The sequence below is a fragment of the Arthrobacter sp. zg-Y1143 genome (assembly GCF_030125565.1).
Taxonomy (GTDB): domain Bacteria; phylum Actinomycetota; class Actinomycetes; order Actinomycetales; family Micrococcaceae; genus Arthrobacter_B.
In genome coordinates, this window is the sequence record NZ_JASKLW010000001.1 from 188,662 (window position 1) to 209,588 (window position 20,927).

The 20,927-nt window shown below is 62.5% G+C and carries 17 protein-coding genes and 2 tRNA genes; 8 read left to right on the forward strand and 11 right to left on the reverse strand.

What is annotated here, in order from left to right:
• Positions 1-66: 66 nt before the first annotated feature.
• From QNN98_RS01010 to dnaA, 11 genes are all read right to left on the reverse strand, one after another.
• Positions 67-139, reverse strand: a tRNA-Ala gene (locus QNN98_RS01010).
• Positions 140-206: 67 nt separating this feature from the next.
• The gene (locus QNN98_RS01015; protein ID WP_227912355.1) at positions 207-326 is read right to left on the reverse strand and encodes a DLW-39 family protein; all 120 of its coding nucleotides are present in this window, start codon (positions 324-326) and stop codon (positions 207-209) included.
• A 45-nt stretch (positions 327-371) separates the two neighbouring features.
• Positions 372-445, reverse strand: a tRNA-Ile gene (locus QNN98_RS01020).
• A gap of 112 nt (positions 446-557) precedes the next feature.
• The gene (locus QNN98_RS01025; RefSeq protein WP_227912352.1) at positions 558-1,067 is read right to left on the reverse strand and encodes a DUF3566 domain-containing protein; all 510 of its coding nucleotides are present in this window, start codon (positions 1,065-1,067) and stop codon (positions 558-560) included.
• Positions 1,064-3,721 (reverse strand): DNA gyrase subunit A, encoded by a 2,658-nt coding sequence (gene gyrA / locus QNN98_RS01030; RefSeq protein ID WP_227912350.1) that lies wholly within the window; start codon positions 3,719-3,721, stop codon positions 1,064-1,066. The genes QNN98_RS01025 and gyrA overlap by 4 nt, the downstream gene beginning before the upstream one ends.
• A gap of 70 nt (positions 3,722-3,791) precedes the next feature.
• Positions 3,792-5,837, reverse strand: a complete 2,046-nt coding sequence (gene gyrB / locus QNN98_RS01035; protein WP_283996243.1) for a DNA topoisomerase (ATP-hydrolyzing) subunit B — start codon at positions 5,835-5,837, stop codon at positions 3,792-3,794.
• 296 nt (positions 5,838-6,133) lie between these two features.
• Positions 6,134-6,592 (reverse strand): DciA family protein, encoded by a 459-nt coding sequence (locus tag QNN98_RS01040; RefSeq protein ID WP_283995986.1) that lies wholly within the window; start codon positions 6,590-6,592, stop codon positions 6,134-6,136.
• Between the two features lie 82 nt (positions 6,593-6,674).
• Positions 6,675-7,859, reverse strand: a complete 1,185-nt coding sequence (gene recF, locus QNN98_RS01045; RefSeq protein WP_283995987.1) for a DNA replication/repair protein RecF — start codon at positions 7,857-7,859, stop codon at positions 6,675-6,677.
• Between the two features lie 53 nt (positions 7,860-7,912).
• A complete protein-coding gene (gnd, locus tag QNN98_RS01050) occupies positions 7,913-8,824 on the reverse strand; it encodes a phosphogluconate dehydrogenase (NAD(+)-dependent, decarboxylating) (protein WP_283995988.1) in 912 nt (303 codons plus the stop codon).
• A gap of 50 nt (positions 8,825-8,874) precedes the next feature.
• Positions 8,875-9,999, reverse strand: a complete 1,125-nt coding sequence (dnaN, locus tag QNN98_RS01055) for a DNA polymerase III subunit beta (RefSeq protein WP_227912340.1) — start codon at positions 9,997-9,999, stop codon at positions 8,875-8,877.
• 603 nt (positions 10,000-10,602) lie between these two features.
• Positions 10,603-12,021 carry a chromosomal replication initiator protein DnaA gene (dnaA, locus tag QNN98_RS01060; protein ID WP_227912338.1) on the reverse strand — a complete coding sequence of 473 codons (1,419 nt, stop codon included), beginning with the start codon at positions 12,019-12,021 and terminating at the stop codon, positions 10,603-10,605.
• Between the two features lie 467 nt (positions 12,022-12,488).
• Here dnaA and rpmH point away from each other — a divergent pair, with 467 nt between their 5' ends.
• From rpmH to QNN98_RS01100, 8 genes are all read left to right on the forward strand, one after another.
• Entirely contained in the window at positions 12,489-12,626 is a 138-nt protein-coding gene (gene rpmH, locus QNN98_RS01065; RefSeq protein WP_022892375.1) for a 50S ribosomal protein L34, read from the forward strand.
• 63 nt (positions 12,627-12,689) lie between these two features.
• Positions 12,690-13,070, forward strand: coding sequence for a ribonuclease P protein component (gene rnpA / locus QNN98_RS01070; protein WP_283995989.1), 381 nt, complete (start codon positions 12,690-12,692; stop codon positions 13,068-13,070).
• The gene (gene yidD, locus QNN98_RS01075; protein WP_283995990.1) at positions 13,067-13,438 is read left to right on the forward strand and encodes a membrane protein insertion efficiency factor YidD; all 372 of its coding nucleotides are present in this window, start codon (positions 13,067-13,069) and stop codon (positions 13,436-13,438) included. Before rnpA ends, yidD begins: the two co-directional genes overlap by 4 nt.
• Before the next feature lie 9 nt (positions 13,439-13,447).
• Positions 13,448-14,410 (forward strand): membrane protein insertase YidC, encoded by a 963-nt coding sequence (yidC, locus tag QNN98_RS01080; protein ID WP_227925921.1) that lies wholly within the window; start codon positions 13,448-13,450, stop codon positions 14,408-14,410.
• Complete coding sequence (locus tag QNN98_RS01085) at positions 14,407-14,964, forward strand: Jag family protein (protein ID WP_227925920.1); 558 nt, start codon at positions 14,407-14,409, stop codon at positions 14,962-14,964. The genes yidC and QNN98_RS01085 overlap by 4 nt, the downstream gene beginning before the upstream one ends.
• 38 nt (positions 14,965-15,002) lie before the next feature.
• Complete coding sequence (gene rsmG / locus QNN98_RS01090) at positions 15,003-15,635, forward strand: 16S rRNA (guanine(527)-N(7))-methyltransferase RsmG (protein ID WP_227912330.1); 633 nt, start codon at positions 15,003-15,005, stop codon at positions 15,633-15,635.
• A 417-nt stretch (positions 15,636-16,052) separates the two neighbouring features.
• Positions 16,053-16,940: a ParA family protein gene (locus tag QNN98_RS01095; protein ID WP_442860315.1), complete on the forward strand. Its 888-nt coding sequence runs from the start codon at positions 16,053-16,055 to the stop codon at positions 16,938-16,940.
• 103 nt (positions 16,941-17,043) lie between these two features.
• Complete coding sequence (locus QNN98_RS01100; RefSeq protein ID WP_283995991.1) at positions 17,044-18,447, forward strand: ParB/RepB/Spo0J family partition protein; 1,404 nt, start codon at positions 17,044-17,046, stop codon at positions 18,445-18,447.
• The last annotated feature ends 2,480 nt before the right edge of the window (positions 18,448-20,927 follow it).

Consider the following 20,927-nt stretch of genomic DNA (forward strand, 5'->3'; position numbering starts at 1 on the left):
GTCACAGCGGCTTAACGCAGAAGGTCCCCGCTCCGAGGAGCGGGGACCTTCTGTCTATTCTTTCGGTGGAGGCACGGGGACTCGAACCCCGAACCCCCTGCTTGCAAAGCAGGTGCGCTACCAATTGCGCCATGCCCCCGAAATGAGAACTTATCCAGTATAACCCACCGTTACCGGCCGGGTTACCAGATTCGACCTTTTGGCGGTTAGCCGACCTTGTCGGTCGATTCCTTCCAAACTGTCTTCTCAGCGGCAGTTTCCTGCCACTTCTTATAGGCGAAGACTCCAGCAGCAGCCGCTGCCATGACTGTCAGCAACTTCTTCATGGAATCCTCCTTGCCGTTCCGGTCCACCTTTTGCAAGGTGTTCCGTGGGCGTACCAGGACTTGAACCTGGGACCTCTTCGTTATCAGCGAAGCGCTCTAACCGCCTGAGCTATACGCCCCGAACCTCTTCGGGCCGAGATATGACTCTACCGTACCTTTGCCCGGAAGAACAAATCGGGCTGTTTTCCGGTTCCGGAGCGGCTGCAGGAGCGCGTCCGGAACCGGAAAACACTAGTCGTCGGTGAGGGTCACACCAATGCCGCCGACCAGCGTGGAGGCAATGTTGTAGAGCACGGCGGCCAGCATGGACAGTGCCGTCAGCAGCAGCACGTTCACCACGGCGATGATGGTCGCGAAGGACACCACCTGGCCTAGGGAAGCGAAGTCCCGGAGGTCGAAGCCACCGGACTCGCTGCCGGCAATCTCGCCCAGCAGGGTGTTAACCCGGTCGAAGATGCCGGTCAGGTCCAGCACGGTCCACAGCACAATGGCTGCCACCACGGTGACAACGCCCAGTGCAACCGACAGCAGGAACGCCATCTTCAGGACGGACCAGGGATCGATCTTGCTGACCAGCAGCCGGGCCTTGCGGGCTTTGGCCTTGGGTACGGGTTTCACCAGCGGCTGGCGGTTCCCCGCTGCGCTCTGACCTCCCCCAGGGCGCTGGGCCGGCCGTGCCGGGGTCTTCACCCGCGGCCCGGCGCCCGAGGACGACCTAGGGCTTGAGTTGGTCGAGCTCACTCGTTACCTCCATCTTGTGCTGACTGTGCATCGCGCCCAGCCGTTTCGTCTGTAGACAACGGTACTTCATCGCCTGCGGCCCCCACAGGTTCGGTTCCGGCGGTTACCGGTGCCGTGCCTGATGTTCCGTCTTCGGAGTTTTCGTCCTCTTCAACCGCCAAGTCGCGCTCGGAGTTCCGCGCAACGGCGATAATCCGGTCATTCTTGTCCGGCTTGGCGAAGATAACACCCATGGTGTCGCGGCCCTTGGCGGGCACACCGGTCACGGAGGACCGGACTACCTTGCCGCCCTGCATAACCACCAGGACCTCGTCTTCTTCCTGGACCACCATGGCACCGACCAGATGGCCGCGGTCCTCGGCGTACTTGCCCACCTTGATACCCAGGCCGCCACGGCCCTGGACCCGGTATTCGTCCGCGCTGGTGCGCTTGGCGTAGCCGCCCTCGGTCACGGTGAAGACAAAGGAGTCCTCGGTGACGACGTCGGCCGCCAGCAGTTCGTCATCCTCACGGAACTTCATGCCCGTGACACCGGAGGTGGCACGGCCCATGGGACGCAGCGCGTCGTCGGTGGCCGTGAAGCGCAGCGACTGGCCCAGCCGCGAAACCAGCATCAGGTCATCGGTTTCGGAGACCAGCTGGGCGGAAACCAATTCGTCTTCGTCGCGGAGGTTGATGGCAATAACGCCGGCAGAGCGGTTGGTGTCGTAGTCCGCCAGGCGGGTCTTCTTCACCAGGCCGCGCTTAGTGGCCAGCACCAGGTACGGGGCGGCGTCGTAATCCGGCAGCGCCAGGACCTGGGCAATGTGCTCGTCCGGCTGGAAGGCCAGCAGGTTCGCCACGTGCTGGCCCTTGGCATCCCGCCCGGCTTCGGCCAGTTCGTAGGCCTTGGCACGGTAAACCCGGCCAAGGTTGGTGAAGAACAGCAGCCAGTGGTGGGTGGTGGTGACGAAGAAGTGCTCCACGACGTCGTCCCCGCGCAGCTGGGCGCCCTTGATGCCCTTGCCGCCCCGGGCCTGCTGCCGGTAGTTGTCACTGCGGGTGCGCTTGACGTAGCCGCCGCGGGTGATGGTGACCACCATTTCCTCTTCGGGAATGAGGTCTTCCATGCTCATGTCGCCGTCATAGCCCATGAGGATCTTGGTGCGGCGGTCGTCACCGTATTTGTCGGCGATTTCCTGCAGTTCCTCGCTGACAATGGAACGCTGGCGTTCTTCGGAAGCCAGGATGATGTTGTATTCGGCGATTTCAGCTTCAAGCTTCGCGTGCTGGTCCTGGATCTTCTGGCGTTCCAGGGCAGCCAAGCGGCGCAGCTGCATATCGAGGATGGCCTGCGACTGGATTTCGTCGATTTCCAGCAGGCCCATCAGGCCGGTCCGTGCATCTTCCACCGTGGAGGACCGCCGGATCAGGGCGATGACCTCGTCGAGGGCATCCAGGGCCTTGAGCAGGCCGCGCAGGATGTGCGCAGCTTCCTCGGCCTTGCGCAGGCGGTACCGGGTGCGGCGGACAATCACTTCGAGCTGGTGGGTCACCCAGTGCCGGATGAAGGCGTCCAGGCTCAGCGTGCGGGGCACCCCGTCCACGATGGCCAGCATGTTGGCACCGAAGTTGTCCTGCAGCTGCGTGTGCTTGTACAGGTTGTTCAGGACCACCTTCGCCACGGCGTCACGCTTGAGCACGATCACCAGGCGCTGGCCGGTGCGGCCGGAAGTTTCATCGCGCATGTCGGCGATGCCGGTGATCTTGCCGTCCTTGACCAGTTCGGCAATCTTGACGGCCAGGTTGTCCGGGTTGGCCTGGTAGGGGAGTTCGGTGACCACCAGGCAGGTACGGCCCTGGAGTTCCTCCACGTTCACCACGGCACGCATGGTGATGGAGCCGCGGCCGGTGCGGTAGGCGTCCTCGATTCCCTTGTGGCCCAGGATGGTCGCGCCGGTGGGGAAGTCGGGGCCCTTGACCCGCCGGATCAGTTCCTCAAGCAGCACATCGTTCGGTGCGTCCGGGTTCTGCAGGTACCACTGGACACCGTCCACAACCTCGCGCAGGTTGTGCGGCGGGATGTTGGTGGCCATGCCGACGGCAATGCCGGAGGAACCGTTGACCAGGAGGTTCGGGAACCGGGAGGGAAGAATGGTCGGTTCCTGGTTGCGGCCATCGTAGTTGTCCTGGAAATCGACGGTTTCCTCGTCAATGTCCCGGACCATTTCCATGGCCAGCGGCGCCATCTTCGTTTCGGTATACCGCGGCGCCGCAGCGCCGTCGTTACCCGGCGAACCGAAGTTGCCCTGGCCCAGGGCCAGCGGGTAGCGCATGGTCCAGTCCTGGATCAGGCGGACGAGGGCATCATAAATCGCCGAGTCGCCGTGCGGGTGGTACTGGCCCATGACCTCGCCCACCACACGGGCGCACTTGTTGAAGGAACGGTCCGGGCGGTACCCGCCGTCGAACATCGCGTACAGGACGCGGCGGTGCACGGGCTTGAGCCCGTCGCGCACGTCGGGCAGCGCACGTCCCACAATGACAGCCATGGCGTAGTCAAGGTAGGAACGCTGCATCTCGGTCTGCAGGTCGATTTGCTCGACCCTGTCGGTCAGTGCGGTCCCGGCCAGGGGAGCCGTGTCCCCGGTTACCTCGGGAGTCTCATCACTCATTGGTTCTGCTTCCGTTCTATGTCGCTAAAGTCCATATTCGCCGGCAGCGGGGGCCGGCTGGGCGAATCCGCTAGATGTCCAGGAAGCGCACATCCTTGGCGTTCTGCTGGATGAAGCTGCGGCGGGATTCGACGTCTTCGCCCATGAGGACCGAGAAGACCGAGTCCACGGCGGCTGCGTCGTCCATGGTGACCTGCAGCAGCGTGCGGTGCTCGGGGTCCATGGTGGTGTCCCAGAGCTCGGTGTAGTCCATTTCGCCCAGGCCCTTGTAACGCTGGATGCCGTTTTCCTTCGGCAGGCGCTGGTTGTTGGCCAGACCGCGGGCAATCACGTCGTCCCGTTCCCGGTCGCTGTAGACGTAGTCGTGGGCGTGGTTGGACCACTTGATCCGGTACAGCGGCGGCTGGGCCAGGTACACGTAACCGCTTTCGATCAGCGGACGCATATAACGGAACAGCAGGGTCAGCAGCAGTGTGGTGATGTGCTGGCCGTCAACGTCTGCATCGGCCATCAGCACGATCTTGTGGTAGCGGGCCTTTTCGACGTCGAAGTCCTCACCGATGCCGGCACCGAAGGCGGTGATCATGGCCTGGACTTCGGCGTTGCTCAGTGCCCGGTCGAGGCGGGCCCGTTCCACGTTGAGGATCTTGCCGCGCAGCGGCAGGATGGCCTGGGTCTCGGGGTTGCGGCCGCGGACGGCGGAGCCGCCGGCCGAGTCACCTTCCACGATGTAGATTTCGGACCTGGACGGGTCCTTGGAGGAGCAGTCCTTCAGCTTGCCGGGCATGCCGCCGGATTCCAGCAGGCCTTTCCGGCGGGTGGATTCACGCGCCTTGCGGGCAGCCAGCCGGGCCTGCGAGGCCTGGATGGACTTGCGGATGACGTCGCGGGCGGGGCCGGGGTTGCGCTCAAGCCAATCGCCGAGCTGGTCGGTGACCACACGCTGAACAAAGCCCTTGACCTCGGAGTTGCCGAGCTTGGTCTTCGTCTGGCCCTCGAACTGCGGTTCGGCCAGCTTGACCGAGATGACTGCGGTCAGGCCTTCGCGGATGTCGTCGCCGGTGAGGTTGTCATCCTTTTCCTTGATGATGTTCTTCTCACGGGCGTACCGGTTGATCAGCGACGTCATGGCGGCGCGGAAGCCTTCTTCGTGCGTTCCGCCTTCATGCGTGTTGATGGTGTTCGCGTAGGTGTGGACGCTCTCCGAGTAAGCGGTGGTCCACTGCATGGCCATCTCCACGGCCATCTTCTTATCCGAATCCTCGGTTTCAAAGGCGATGACGTCGTCGTGGACTACTTCAACCTTCTTCGAGGAGTTCAGGTGCTTGACGTAGTCCAGGAGGCCGTCCGCGTACAGGTAGTCCACCATGCGGTGCTTCGGCGCCGCGTCTTCGGCTCCGTCGGGAGCCTCGGTGATTTCCTCGGTTTCCTCTTCGAGCGTCCGCTCGTCGGTGAGCCGGATCCGCAGGCCCTTGTTCAGGAAGGCCATCTGCTGGAAGCGGGCACGCAGGGTTTCAAAGTCGAACTCGGTGGTTTCGAAGATTTCCGGGTCCGGGTAGAACGTCTGGGTGGTGCCGGTTTCCTCGGTTGCCTCGCCCCGGCGCAATTCACCCACGGGGTGGCCGCCGTTCGCGAAGCTCTGGTGCCAGGTGTAGCCCTGCCGGCGTACTTCGGTTTCCACCCGTTCGGAGAGGGCGTTGACCACTGAAATACCCACGCCGTGCAGGCCGCCGGACACGGCGTACCCGCCGCCGCCGAACTTGCCGCCGGCGTGCAGGATGGTCATAACCACCTGGACGGTGGGGATGCCCTCGGTGGGGTGCATGTCTACGGGGATGCCGCGGCCGTTATCAGTAACTCTGACGCCGCCGTCGGCCTGCAGCACCACTTCAATGTGGTCGCAGTAGCCAGCCAGGGCCTCATCAACCGAGTTGTCCACCACTTCGTACACCAGGTGGTGCAGCCCTCGGGGGCCGGTGGAACCGATGTACATGCCCGGGCGCTTACGGACTGCCTCAAGGCCTTCCAGGACCGTAATTTCATTCGCGCCGTATTCCACGGGGGTGGAGTTTTCCGGGGCGGTGTGGTCCTCTGGTGTTACCTCTGAGTTGTCCATCTCATTGTCGTTAGCCACAGGTGCTGTCGACTCCTCTTGTGTTCGTCAGAATTGAAGCCTCCCCAGCGGACAGGCATCTCCACCGTCAATTCTACCGCGCTGCGAGCCGTAAACCTGCCCAAAACACCCTCTGGCAGGCCACTAATGACGGTTTGCAGCCAACCGCACCGCCCCGGATAAGGCCGGATACCGGTCCGGGGGTCCCAAAGCCCCTGACCGGCTCCTGCAAGGCTTCGAATTACGCTGCCGGAGAAGGGCCGGGTGGCGTGGATCACGGCGGGGCCTGCGGCCGGGATTTATCCGTAGGTATCACGGGGGCCGCGGCCCTTGACGCTTCTCAAGCCCTTGCGCCAGTTGGGTGCCGCGGGTCCGATCACTTCGATCTTGGTAACGACGCCGGGACCCAGTTCGGAGTCGAAGCGGGCAATCAGGGCATCACGGAGCAACCGCAGCTGCGTGGCCCAGGCCGTGGAATCACAGCGGACCTGGACGGTGGTGTCCTGGAAGGACTCGGGCTTGCAGTGGGCACTGACCTCGCTTCCCACCAATTCCTCCCACCGGGAAATCACCGATCCGACGGCAACGGGGGAGTTCCAACCGCGTTCGCTGACGAACCGGGTGAACACCTTGCCCAAGCCCTGCGGGTCCCGGCCTACATATTCGCCCGGGATGAACGGGCCCTGCTGCCGCTTCCCTGTTTTGCGCCGGGTTGCCGGCGTGCGCTGGTTGCCGCGGGCAAGTGCGGCCTGGCGCATGCGATTCAGCTGTTCGCGTGCGGCATCGGGGCGTTCGTCCGGATTGTCCGCGCCCGGACGCCCGGGATCCGGCTGGCCCGTGTCAGGCGACGGGCACACTGATGCCTCCGGGAACCACCGTGATGATGCGCCCTGCCAGCGCCTCCGGAATGTCATCTCCCACCGCTGCGGTAACCAGCACCTGCTCTGCTCCGGCAACTATTCCGGCAAGGCGCTGCCGGCGCTGCACATCCAGTTCGGCAAATACATCGTCGAGGATCAGGATGGGCCCGGCCCCGGGCGTGGGATCGTCGCTGGTCAGCAGGTAGTAGGAACCCAGCCGAAGGGCCAGGGCAAAGGACCAGGTTTCTCCGTGCGAGGCATACCCCTTGGCCGGGGCCTGCCCGAGGATGAGTTCCAGCTCGTCCCGGTGCGGGCCGACCAGCGAAATGCCGCGGTCAATCTCCCGCCGCCGGTTGGCGGCAAAGGCCTGCAGGAAGCGTTCGGTCAGTTCCTCCGTGCCGAGGGCGTACAGCTCATCGGGGTCCTGGGCACCTTCGACCGCGCCGTCGTCGTTTACCGCTCCCTGCAAGGTGGAGCGGTAAACCGCCTTCGCCTCCTTTGAACCGTCTGTCAGGTCCCGGTAGGCCGCCTGCAGATGCGGCTGCAGCCGTTCCAGTGCCTGCAGCCGGGCAGCGACCAGCCGTGCGCCCGCCTCGGCCATGTGCTGGTCCCATACCTCGAGCGTGGCTTCGTGCGCTGCAGTGAAACGGCCCGTGGCGCGCGCCGACTTCAACAGCGCGTTCCGCTGTTTCAGCACCCGTTCATAATCGGCACGCGTAGCGGCATGGTGGGGGACCAGGGAAACAATGAGTTCGTCGAGGAACCGCCTGCGGCTGCCCGGATCACCCTTGACCAGGGCCAGGTCCTCCGGGGCAAAAAGGACAGTGCGGCACAGGCCGAGAATGTCGCGGGCCCGCACCGGATTGGCACGGTTGATCCGCGCCCTGTTGCTGCGGCCAGGGTTGAGTTCCAATTCCACCGAGGTGGCCTGGGAACCGCGGACCAGCCGAGCCCGGACCAGTGCCTGACCGGCGTCGAAGTTCACCAGCGGCGCATCTGCGCTGACCCGGTGGGAAGAGAGTGTGGCCAGGTAACCGATGGCTTCGACGATGTTGGTCTTACCTGTTCCGTTTGGCCCGACAAACACGGTGACGCCGGGCTCGAGCCGCACGTCCAGCTGGGGATAACTCCGGAAACCGGTCAGCGACAGATGGTCAACGTACATCGGTTCCGTGCTCTCCCATCCTGTAGGTCTCAGTTGGTTCCGGTCTTTTTACCTTACGCGCTCGGCAGGTCCGGATCCGGGCGGACAACTTTGTGCACCTCATGGCCGCCGAACTGGCGGCGCAGTGCGGCCACCATCCGCATGGCCGGCGCGTCCTGCTGCCGGGAGGCAAACCTGGCATACAGGGCGGCCGTGATCGCAGGAGCCGGGATGCCCGAGGCCACGGCCTCTTCCACAGCCCAGCGTCCCTCCCCCGAATCATCAGCCCGGCCGGCGGTTCCGCTTAGTCCGGGGTCCTCCTGCAGTGCCTTGACCGCCAGCTCCAGCAGCCAGGACCGCACCACCGTTCCCTGCTGCCAAGCCCCGAGGATACCCGGAACATCTTCGATGATGTCTTTGGCTGCCAGGAGTTCATATCCCTCTGCATAGGACTGCATCAGCCCGTATTCAATCCCGTTGTGGACCATCTTCGCGTAATGCCCGGCACCCGTACGGCCGGCGTGGACGAAGCTTTCCGCCCGGTCACCGTCCGGGCGGAGGGCGTCAAAGACAGGCATGGCCCGATCCACATCTTCGGCCGCGCCGCCGACCATCAGCCCGTACCCGTTGTCCTGGCCCCGGATACCCCCGGAAACGCCGCAGTCCAGGAAACGGATCCCTTTCAGGCCCAGCAGCCGGGAGGCTTCCCGGTCATCACTGAACCTGGAGTTCCCGCCGTCGATCACCAGGTCTCCGGTTTCGAGTACCTCCGAAAGCTCGGCGAGGGTTCCGTCCGTGGGATCACCGGCCGGAACCATGACCCACACAATCCGCGGAACCGGCAGCTCGGCAACCATTTCCGCCAGCGATCCCACGTCACTATGAACGGGGTCCCTGTCAAATCCTGTTACATCCACATTGTTACGGCGCAGTCTTGCACGCATTCCGTAACCCATTTTCCCGAGTCCGATGAGGCCGATGTGCATTTCTGCTCCTCTGATTGGGCTCCCGGGCAGCGGATCCGGTGACCGAGGCCTTACTGGTTGGGAAGCCGCACCGGCATCAACAGGTACCGGTAGTCGGCCTGGTCCTCGCCGGTGAGCTCTTCCTGGGCCGAAATGACCGCCGGTTTGGGAGGTGTGGTGAAGGAAAAGCGGACGTATTTGCTGGGGAAGGCACCAAGGCCTTCGCTCAGGTAGTGCGGGTTGAAGGCAACAGTGATGTCGTCACCGACAAGTGCGGCCTCAAGCGCTTCGGAGGCCTGCGCATCCTCGCCGGTGCCGGCGTCGAGTGTCAGCTGGCCGTCGGTGAAGGCAAGGCGCACCGGAGTATTGCGCTCGGCAACCAGGGATACGCGGCGGACCGCCTCAACCAGGGCATGTGTTTCCACGGTGGCGTGGATGGGGGTGTTTTCCGGGAAAAGCGACCGGATCTTGGGGTAGTCGCCGTCAACCAGAAGCGACGTGGTCCGCCGGCCTCCGCTTTCAAAGCCGATCAGTTCGCTGTCCTCGGACAACGCGATGTTCAGGTCGCCGGCGCTGCCAAGTGTCTTGGCAACTTCGTTGAGGGTTTTGGCCTTGACCAGCGCACTGGTGGAGATGCCGGGAACCGTAGGCTTCCAGGCCAGTTCACGCAGGGCCAGCCGGTAACGGTCAGTTGCCAGGAACGTAATGAGATCGTCTTCAATTTCCATCCGGACACCGGTCAGGATGGGCAGCGTGTCATCCCGGCTCGCGGCGATGATGACCTGGGAAACAGCCTGCGCGAAGGCATCGCCGTCGACTACGCCGCTGACTTCGGGAAGCGCGGGAAGTTCCGGATATTCCGCCTCAGGCATGGTGGCCAGGTTGAAGCGGCTGTTGCGGCAGGTCAGCGTCACCTTTGCGCCGTCGGTCTCGACCTCCACCGGGGCGGATGGCAGGCTGCGGCAGATCTCCGCAAGGAGGCGGCCGGAGACCAGGATGGTGCCTTCTTCGCTGACATCGGCAGGAATCTGCAACCGGGCCGAGATTTCGTAATCGAAACTGGCCAGGCTCAAGGAACCGTTTTCGGCTTTGATAAGCAGCCCCGAAAGGACAGGAACCGGCGGGCGCGGGGACAGGGATCGTGCTGTCCACGTGACGGCCTCTGCCAGGACATCCCGCTCAACTCTGAACTTCACTGAAGGGTGCCGCCTTTCGCAACGTACTTCTCAGTACAACTGAACTTGTTTCAGAACTCGAGGTGAGTTCCGTGGTGGAACATGTGTGGAACTTGGTGGGGTGGCATGTCCGCCACTGCCTGTGTCCGCCCTCATCCCTCCATCTGTGGATGGGTTGGAGGCGGATGCATGCGAATGACAACCATACTCTGTGACAGCTTAGCCCGGTCCCGGCCAACGATGTACCGGGTTTGTGATTCAACAGGCGGCAGCACGGGTGCATGTTCGTCTTTGATGTTTTTGAGCTGCCGGATGGCTGGTTGGTCCGAGGGGTCTTGAGCTTAGTTGTTATTTGGTGGAACCGAATTGCTTAAGGTCCGTAGTGTTAATAACTCCTGTGGATACTGTGGATAACCCGCGGTGTCCCCGCATCCCGGCTGTTTAAGCCTGTTGATAACCTGTGGATCCTCTGCAGCGGTTGGCGGCGGGGGTGTTGGAAACTTTTCGAGGGTTCCGCGTATCCACAGGGAAGTGTGGGTAAACACGGGTTGTCCACCGGGTTATCCACACCCTTGTCCACAAATGTTAATTCGAGCCCCTGCGGGGCTCTGGAAACCGGGCGGATCAGGCCTCGCGCTGCTGCTGCTTGATGCGGTTGGTGAGCTCCGTGACCTGGTTGTAAATGGCGCGGCGTTCAGCCATCAGTTCCCGGATCTTCCGGTCCGCATGGATCACGGTCGTGTGGTCACGCCCGCCAAGCTCCTGGCCGATCTTCGGCAGGGACATGTCCGTGAGCTCCCGGCACAAGTACATGGCAATCTGCCGCGCGGTCACCAGGGTGCGCGTCCGCGACTTGCTGCACAGTTCCTCCAGGCTGATCTGGAAGTACGCCGCCGTCTGCCCGAGGATGGACGCGGCAGTGATTTCCTGCGCGCCGTCGTCGGTGATCAGGTCCTTCAACACAATCTCTGCCAGTCCGACGTCGACCTGCTGGCGGTTCAGGCTGGCGAACGCAGTGACTCGGATCAAGGCGCCTTCAAGCTCGCGAATATTGGTGGAGATTTTGGAGGCGATGTACTCCAACACGTCGTCCGGGGCACTAAGGCTGTCTCCAATGGCCTTTTTCCGGAGGATGGCAATGCGGGTTTCGAGTTCCGGCGGCTGCACATCAGTGAGCAGGCCCCATTCGAACCGTGAGCGCATGCGTTCCTCGAATCCGGAAAGCTGCTTGGGCGGCAGGTCGGAGGTGATGACCACCTGCTTGTTGTGGTTGTGCAGCGCATTGAAGGTGTGGAAGAACTCCTCCTGCGTTGCATCCTTGTTGGCCAGGAACTGGATGTCATCAATCAGCAGGATGTCCACGTTGCGGTAGAGCTGCTTGAAGCTGGCGCCTTCGTCGTACCGGATGGAGTTGATGAAGTCGTTGGTGAATTCTTCCGAGTTGACGTACCGGACCCGGATGCCCGTGTACAGGTGGCGTGCATAGTGGCCGATGGCGTGCAGCAGGTGGGTCTTGCCCAGCCCGGAATCGCCGTAGATAAAGAGCGGGTTGTAGGCCTTGGCCGGTGCTTCCGCCACGGCCACGGCGGCGGCGTGGGCAAAGCGGTTGGATGAACCAATCACGAAGGTTTCAAAGACATACTTCGGATTGAGCCGGCCGAATTCCTGGCTGGTGCTGGGCGGAGTAGGTGAAGGGGCGCTTTCCCCGGACGGTACCGGGCTGGGCGCCGCTGCCTCTTCCTCGGGTTCGGGCTCAGCCTCGACAACGGGTGTGAGGTCCGCATCGATAACAAACGCGCACTGAATGTCCGCCTGGAAGACGCCGCGCAGGACCTCATCGAGGATGTTCTTAAGCTGCGTCTGCAGTACTTCCCGCGTCAACTCATTCGGGACGGCGACCAGCAGGGTGGTGCCGATGAGGCCCTGGGCCTGCGCCAGCACAACGAATCCGCGCTGTCGTGGGGTGACCCTGTCGTCGGTCTCCAGGGTCCGAATGACCTTGCGCCAAGAGCTGCCAACATCGTTGATTTCGTCCGTACCCACAAAAACCTCTCGTGACGCCTCGCGGCGGTCTAAGAAAACCAGGGATCCCGGCGGGGATCCCGGCACTTCATCCACAGAGTTATGCACAGATAGTGGATAAAGTACCCGACGCCAAGCCTAGAGGATGATTTCCCGTCGTGGTAGCTGGAATTCCGCTGGTTCACGGGCCTGTCGGCTGTTTCACAGGGACGGATGAGCGGGGATACCCACAGCAGTTGTCCACAGGTGTTGAAAAACCGCGGTGCACAACCGGTGTACCGCCGGTTTGACTGGTGCCCCGGTCTCACCTAACGTTGAGTAGTCCTTTGTGTCTGCTATCTGTACTCACACATGCCCTGCAGGGGTTCTGGAAATCAGGGTCCAGGTCCGGGCGAGTACAGACAGACACATGAAAAAAGCGCCGCTTGTTCTTCCCCCTTGTCGCAACAAGTGCCGGCGCGACTCAAGATTGTCTTGGAGTAACTACCGTGAGCAAGCGGACTTTTCAGCCGAATAACCGCCGTCGTGCCAAGAAGCACGGCTTCCGCCTTCGCATGCGTACCCGTGCCGGCCGTGCCATCCTTTCTGCACGCCGTGGCAAGGGCCGTACCGAACTGTCGGCCTAAATAACCTCAAAGTTTGTCGATGCTGCCTTACAGCAGCTCTATCCCGGATTCCAGGTGGTCCCAATGCTGGCCGTAAGGAACCGGGTAAGGGTATCGACGGACTTTTCCCGTACTGTACGTTCCGGTGCCCGAAGTGGGCGCCGGAACGTAGTGCTATATGCGGTTCCTACCGGTGAGAACCCGACCCGCATAGGCTTCATTGTGTCCAAATCCGTCGGGAACGCGGTGACACGCAACCTCGTTAAGAGAAGACTGAGGGAAGCGGCCGCGCAGGGTCTTGCAATCCACCCGTCCGGACTGGATGTGGTGGTGAGGGCGTTGCCCGCATCAGCGTCGGCGTCGTGGCAGGACCTCAGTGCCGACTATCAGGGCGCCCTAAACGCCTGTATAGCCAAACTCGCGAAGCCGCGAACAAGCCAGACAGGGAGGATGAGCCAGCAATGAGGGACTCCGGATCATATCCGTTGAGGGCCTTGATTGCTGTTGCCCGGTTCGTCTGGAACCTCCCCCGCGCAGTCCTCACCGGGCTGCTGATTGCCTACCGGAAGACCGTCTCGCCGCTGTACGGTCCGGTCTGCCGCTTTTTCCCCTCATGTTCCGCCTACGCCCTCGAAGCAGTCACAGTCCACGGCGCCGTTAAAGGTTCCTGGCTGGCTTTCCGACGGCTGATCCGCTGCCATCCGTGGAACGGCGGAGGGGTGGACCACGTACCTGAGGGACACCGGATTTGGGACACAAAGAAGGTCCCGAGGATCATTGTGCTGAATCATCCCGTGATTCCAGCTGACGAAGACAGCCGCTCGGCGGCCTGAGGAGAGTAAATGGGTTTCTTCGAGACGATACTGTTCCCCTTTAAGTGGGTAGTGTCATGGATCATGTGGATCTTCCACGAGGGTTTCGTTTTCCTCGGGATGGATGCCGCATCCGGCTGGACATGGATGCTGTCCATCATCGGTCTGGTGATCGTGATCCGCGCCGCGCTGATCCCGGTTTTCGTCAAGCAGATCAAGGCGCAGCGCGGCATGCAGTCGCTGCAGCCGGACCTGCGTAAGCTGCAGCAGAAGTACAAGGGCAAAACGGACCAGCTGTCGCGCCAGGCGATGACGCAGGAACAGATGGCCCTGTACAAGAAGCACGGGACCAACCCGTTTGCGGCTTGCCTGCCCATGCTGATCCAGATGCCGTTCTTCTTCGCCCTGTTCCAGGTGCTCAACGGTGTATCCAAGGCCAGTGCCGGCGGCGAGCACATCGGCGCCCTCTCCTCCCAGGCAATCCAGCAGTTTGACGAGGCCACGATCCTCGGCGCACCGCTGTCCTCCTCGCTGCTGCACGGCTTCGGCGACGAGGGGCACCTCTCCGTGGTGGTGCTTTCGATCATCATGATCCTGGCCATGACGGCCTCGCAGTTCATTACGCAGAAGCAGATCATGTCGAAGAACATGTCTGAAGAAGCCCTGGCCAGCCCCTTCATGCGCCAGCAGAAGATGATGCTGTACGTACTGCCCCTCGTGTTCGGTGTCGGCGGCATCAACTTCCCCATCGGTGTGCTCATCTACTGGACCACCACCAACCTGTGGACCATGGGGCAGCAGTTCTTCGTAATCCGCCGCATGCCCACCCCGGGTTCGCCGGCCGCCAAGGCACTTGCTGAGCGCCGCGCCCGCAAGGGCCTGCCTATGACGCCGCTGCTGGGTGAGAAGAAGGGCGCGGAACCCGTTGAGGTCCCTGCCGCCGCCAAGGTCCAGCGTGTCCAGCCCCAGCGGAAGAACAGGAAAAAGAGATGAGCACCGAGCGCATTGATGATCCCGCGGTACCGGCTGAGGCAGCTGACGACGTCGTATCCGAGCCGGTAACGGCACGCGGCGGACGACTCGAAGAAGAGGGCGACGTCGCGGCGGACTATCTGGAAGAGCTCCTGGATATTGCCGATATCGACGGAGATATCGACATTGAGGTCCGCAACGGACGCACTTACATCTCCATCGTCAGTGAAGAGGGCGACGACGCCGCGCTGCAGGCTTTGGTGGGACGCGACGGGGAAGTGCTGGAGGCCCTTCAGGAACTGGCGCGTCTCTCGGTGCTGACGGCTACCGAGAACCGGTCCCGCCTGGTCCTGGACATTACCGGGTACCGGACGGAACGCGGCGAGCAGCTGCAGTCCATTGCCGAGGACGCGGTGCAGCGGGCCAAGGCCGCCGGAGAAGCCGTGGCCCTGGCACCCATGAGCGCCTACGAGCGGAAGATAGTCCACGACGCAGTGGCCGACCTTGGACTGGCCAGCGAATCCGAGGGTGAAGGCGCAGACCGCCACATCGTCGTTTCCCTGCCTGCATCCTAGTTATCCCGCCCGCAGCGCAGACAAGGAATATCAAGTAAGTGGTTGAATCAACGCCCGCAGAGCAGGATGCCGCCCGGAAGATCTTCGGTGACCGCCTGGACCTGGCCGGAAGGTACGTGGAGCACCTCGCAACGTCAGGGATGGAGCGCGGCCTCCTGGGCCCCCGCGAGGTTCCAAGGCTGTGGAGCAGGCACGTGCTTAACTGCGCCGTGGTCGCGGAGCTCATCCCGGCGAACGCGTCCGTTGCAGACGTAGGCAGCGGCGCAGGACTGCCCGGGCTGTGCCTGGCCATAGCCCGCCCAGACATCTCCATGACCCTGATCGAGCCGTTGGAGCGGCGCGTGATCTGGCTGAACGAGGTCATTGAAGACCTGGAGCTGGACAACGTACGGGTTCTCCGCGGGCGTGCAGAGCAGGTAGTCGACGATGTGAACGTGGATGTGGCCACAGCCCGGGCCGTCTCCGCACTGGGCGGATTGGCGGGTCTGACTGTGCCCCTGCTGCACGGAAAAGGCCAGGTCCTGGCCATCAAGGGACGCAGCGCCGAAGAGGAGGTCCAGAAGGCCGCCAAGGCCATCCGGAAGCTCGGCGGGCGGGACACAGCCGTCGTCACGGCAGGCGCCGACCTCCTAGAAGAACCCACCACTGTTGTGCGTATTTCCGTAGGGTGACCCGCGCGACACCGCCGCTGGATGCACACACCCTCGCCGGTCACGGAGATTGGCCGGCAAGCGGATAGGCTAGATGAACTAATGCCTTAACGCTTTATGTTGGAAAGTGAGCATGACCAGGTGAGTGTGCGCGATTCTGCCGCAAAACGAATTCCTCCTTTCGCCGCACTCGGTTCGGCCCTGTCCGCCTCTTTCGGCAGGAAGCAACCGCAATTGATTGCAGCTCCAGAAGCTGCTGCAGCTCCCCGTGCTGAAGTTTCACGTGAAACAGTGGTCCCGGAGCCGCAGGAGCCCGCCCAAACTGAAAGCAGTGCCGAACTTGTGCCGGCCCCCGAGGCCGAACCGGTGCCGGCGCCCCAAGCTATCGAAGGTGGTGTATCCGGTGAAGCCGCTCCTGTGTCGACATCGGTAGACGTTATGGATTTGATGGACGAGAGCACGCCGCTGGCGCGGGAACTGGCCAGTGAGAACCGCCGGCGCGACAAGTTGCGGGGACGCGTCCTGCCGCGGCCGGCACAGACCCGGATTATGACCGTGAGTAATCAAAAAGGCGGCGTGGGGAAGACCACTACCACGGTGAACCTTGCCGCGGCCTTGGCCACTGCGGGGCAAAATGTCTTGGTGATTGATATTGATCCCCAGGGAAATGCCTCCACGGCGCTGGGGATTGACCACCGCGCCGAGGTAGAGAGCATCTACGACGTCCTGATTGACGATCTGCCGCTGGCCAACGTTGTTGCTCCGTGCCCTGACATCAGCAACCTCATCTGCGCACCGGCGACGATCCACCTTGCCGGCGCCGAAATCGAGCTCGTTTCACTCGTCGCGCGGGAACAGCGTCTCCGCCGGGCCATCGATGTATATGCGGCGGAGCGGGAGAAGCAGGGGCTGGAACGCCTCGACTATATCTTCATTGACTGCCCGCCCAGCCTCGGGCTCCTTACGGTGAATGCCTTTGTTGCTGCCCGCGAGGTCCTGATTCCGATCCAGTGCGAGTACTACGCCCTCGAGGGACTAAGTCAGCTGCTCAAGAATATTGAGATGATCCAGAAGCACCTCAACGCCGATCTGGTTGTTTCCACTATTCTGCTGACCATGTACGACGGCAGGACCAACTTGGCGGCGCAGGTTGCCGCAGAGGTTCGGGAGCACTTCCCGGAGCAGGTTCTGGGCGCCGTTGTTCCCCGGTCCGTGCGCATTTCCGAGGCGCCGAGCTACCAGCAGACCGTTATGACTTACGATCCGTCCTCGAGCGGCGCGCTTTCATACCTTGAGGCAGCCGCCGAAATCGCCCAGCGCGCTTAGGGACACCCCGAGTCGGTTCGGCTGCCAGCACGGCGCCGCGCCTTAGACTACTCTCACAATCAATCCATGCAGCTTGAAGTGTGCATAAGGGAAGGACTTACCCATGGCCGAAAAGCGTCGTGGTTTGGGCCGCGGTCTGGGAGCTTTGATTCCTAGCAGTGCGGAGCCGGAAGAAATTGCAACCTCCACCCAGGGATCCGTTGCTGCCGGACGTCCTGTTGACCTGTTTTTCGCCGCAGCCGACGAGCCCCGTACGTCTTCAGCCGCCGGGCCGCGGCGTGGAGCGGGCATAAACAAAGAAGCACTGCGTGGGCCGGCCAAAAAGTCCACCACGCGCAGTTCGGCACCGCGTACGGCAGCTCGTGCAGCCGGGGCGCAGGGGGCGGCGGAGGAGGTTGCCACTGTTCCTTCCGTCCGACCGAAGGCGACGGACGCGAGTGGCACTGCTGCAGCTAAGCGCGCAGTAAAGGCCTCCCGGGGTGCCGCTGCGCGGCAGTCACGTAGCGAGGCCGGTGAGGCGCCGGAAGGCCCCATGAAGGCCGTCCAAGCCCGCACAGAGTCCGACGCCGCGTCTGGCGCCGCTATCTCGCAGGAATCTGCCGTCAGCGCGGATGAAACGGCGGTAGGTTCGGATGTTTCCCGTGAAACATTGGGCTCAGACCCGCAGTCCAGTACCGAATTGGTGCAGGTGCCTGGTGCGACCTTTGCCGAGCTTGCCATCGATTCCATTCATCCCAACCGCAAACAGCCCCGCTCCGTCTTCGATGAAGACGACATGGCCGAACTTGTTCACTCCATCAGGGAAATCGGTGTACTACAGCCGATCGTCGTCCGGCCGTCACCCGAGGATGATGCAGAGCACCCGTACGAGTTGGTTATGGGTGAGCGCCGTTGGCGTGCATCCCGTGCGGCCGGCCTGGACGCAGTGCCAGCCATTATCCGTTCCACGCAGGACGTGGACCTGCTCCGTGACGCCCTCCTGGAGAACCTCCACCGCAGCCAGCTGAATCCGTTGGAAGAGGCAGCGGCCTACCAGCAGCTCCTGGACGATTTCGAATGCTCGCACGAGGAGCTGGCTGACCGAATTGGCAGGTCGCGTCCACAGGTAACCAACACACTTCGGTTGATGAAGCTGCCCCCGCTCGTGCAGCGCCGATTGGCCGCGGGCATCCTATCCGCTGGCCATGCACGCGCACTCCTTGGGTTGGGAGACCCGGCGGAAATGGAGAAGCTGGCACAGAAAATTGTTGCTGAGGGACTCTCCGTGCGGGCCACCGAGGAGATCGTCTCGTTGGCTGACGGGATCCGCAAGCCGGCAAAGTCAGCGAAGCCGAAGCTTGGAGCACGCCACGAGCGCCTGGATTACCTGGCTACCTCGCTTTCGGACCGTCTCGACACCAACGTGAAGATCACCCTAGGTGCCCGGAAGGGAAAAGTCAGCATCGAGTTTGCCAGCGTTGACGACCTGAACCGCATCATGGGTGTACTTACCCCGACGGTTGATTGACCTCAGGAACTGCCGCTAGCAGTCGAACGGCTGGATCGCTCCAATAGGGGCCGATGTTCCACGTGGAACATCGGCCCCTATCCTGTCCCACGCCGGGATTGCCCAGGGCCTTGGTACTTTCGTTTACCGTGCCGATTGTGAGCCGCGGCGCGGTGCGCCGAAAGCATGTTTCACGTGAAACCCATGCGGGCCACGTGAAGATACCTTGGGGCATCCGTCGGCCTAGCGGCCAACGGTGCCACGCGGTTTCCTTCAGTCCCGTCACCCCAGGGGTTGTATAGGAGCGGCGACGGTGGGGAGTAGCTGTTCCTGCCACCGAGAATGCGGTGTCAGGGGTGCAGCGCGCATGTGGCCATCATGCGCCCTGTGCCTCATTAGTTCACGCATTTGGCGGAAGGTTTGGGCCCCCAGGCCCGCTCGGGGCCTACCGTCCGCACCTCCCTGACCACTACCCGGGCAGGCCGCCCGCGGCAAGTCCGAACGTTGGCGGCGCCGCCTCTAGAATTTCGGTCCGTTTCACGTGAAACAATTTTCCTCGGTCGAGCCGGCCCAGGCCGGGGCAAGGCTGCATCGAGCCGGTCGGTGTGTAGAGAGCAGCCCTGCACTCATGGCATCCTCCAGGTGAATCTCGGCTGTCGATGGCTCGCCGGGTGAAGGGCTTGTCCTCCCCGCTTAGTATGCCGATCGCGCATAGCTCGCCAGACGCTCCCGCTGTTTCGTCGGTGGACAGAGCGCCGAGACGCACGCAACCGGTTGATTCCATCATGGGTTCATGGACCCCCCCGGGTGCGGCTCCACCGGCCAACGTCGCACTATGTTCAAACCGCTCGGGCCTTCCCGCTCTTCCAATCCGTCCCCAACACAATCAGCGCGGTAGCCGAGTCGCTCGATTACGGCGGCGTCACGCAACAGTGACTGTGCTTTCGGCAGCGCGTAAAGGGCCGGTTTCACGTGAAACATGAACGGTTCGGCCCCGGCTGCGGGCTGAGTTCGACGCTGCTCCTCTAGGGTGTCGTGGTACTGCTCCTATCGTGGCTGCGAAACATCCGTAGCGGCCAAGCGTGAATCGGTGCCGGACCGGGCAGCTGAAGGGCCACTACTGCTACTTCTGCGCTTCGGGGGACGCAAAGTGGGGCAGCCGTGGCGGCGCTCAGCTGCGGTTGGCACTTTGCCTCTTCCCGGCCGCTTCGTGCACGTTTCAATGTGGCTGGTTGAGAGCACCGGTGTACGGGCTGGTACTCCCGGGTTGTTACTTGAGCAATGTGAGGCCTGCTGCTGTCTATTGTTCTGGTGAGTCCAGCCTGGCTGTACTCCACGGAGTGGTCACGGGTGTGCAGCCCTGGTGGAAGCGTATCGGCTAGTCTCCTGAGCCATGCCGACAGGAGCTATCGCGACGAGAGTATTTTGCTGGGCTGCTCTTTTGTTTCACGTGAAACGTACCGCCGGGCAAGCGTGCTCGGATTACCCATTCACCGTGATTGTTTCGCAGGCTGCCCCTAGGCTGCCCCGAGGCTGGTCGCGGTTACAGTGGATACCCCGGGCTGCCCGGGCGTAGTTCTTCTCACAGTTGCTGATTGCTCGACGCAGCACTGCCTCCCAACGAATGCCGACTTGCGGGTCCAAAACTTTCAGATGCCGCCCTCAGCGCCGGGACGAATTTCTTACCGTTGGTGGCCCGATCAGGTGTCCAGAGCCCGCACTCATCCCGGGCGGTATGCCCATCGGGAGCTCCGCCGCTGCCAGCATGGACGGACGCGATTCATAACGTCGGCCAGTTAACTATGGGCTAGAGACTTGCGTCCCCGCGCCCTGGCCGCGAGGCAACAGCCTCGGATAGCCATGCCTGAATCTGACAGACCATATACTGTGCCGGCGGGCGTAACGGCGATGCCCAAGACGTTTATCTTACGGTTCTCACTACTGGTTCACCTGGCATTGTCAGTTCAGGTGAGTATCCAGCCCAACAGCGCCGGCTACAGCTGTGGCTTTCGAGATGTGACGTTTCACGTGAAACGGCTATCTGAGAGGTGTCGGGGCTGATCCGAAGCATCCCGCGAGCTCGGGTACACACCGTCAACAGCCCCGCGTGTGTTTCACGTGAAACAGCTCTCGTGAGACAGGTGAGGGGCCAACGATGTAGCGCCGACTGGCACGCCGGCTTCTATCTGCATGAGATGGCAGCGACTGCCGGCCGGCATAGCGCGCGGCGACCATGCGACACCGCAGTGGCACCAACCCTCAACTCGGATGCATGTTGGGGGGAGCCAGCACGGCATGACCCTGCATCAGGGCAACTACCTAATAGCCTTATCCGAGGTAGACGCGGACTTCATCGCCGTAGTGGTGTGCTCCAGTGCAGATCCTGCTGAATGTCAGGATGTTCCTGGCACCGCAGCGCTCCTTAGCCAGGTCCATGGCATTGATTATTTCTGTGGCCGCTGCCGCCGAATCTACCGGGATAACCATTTCCCGCCAGCACC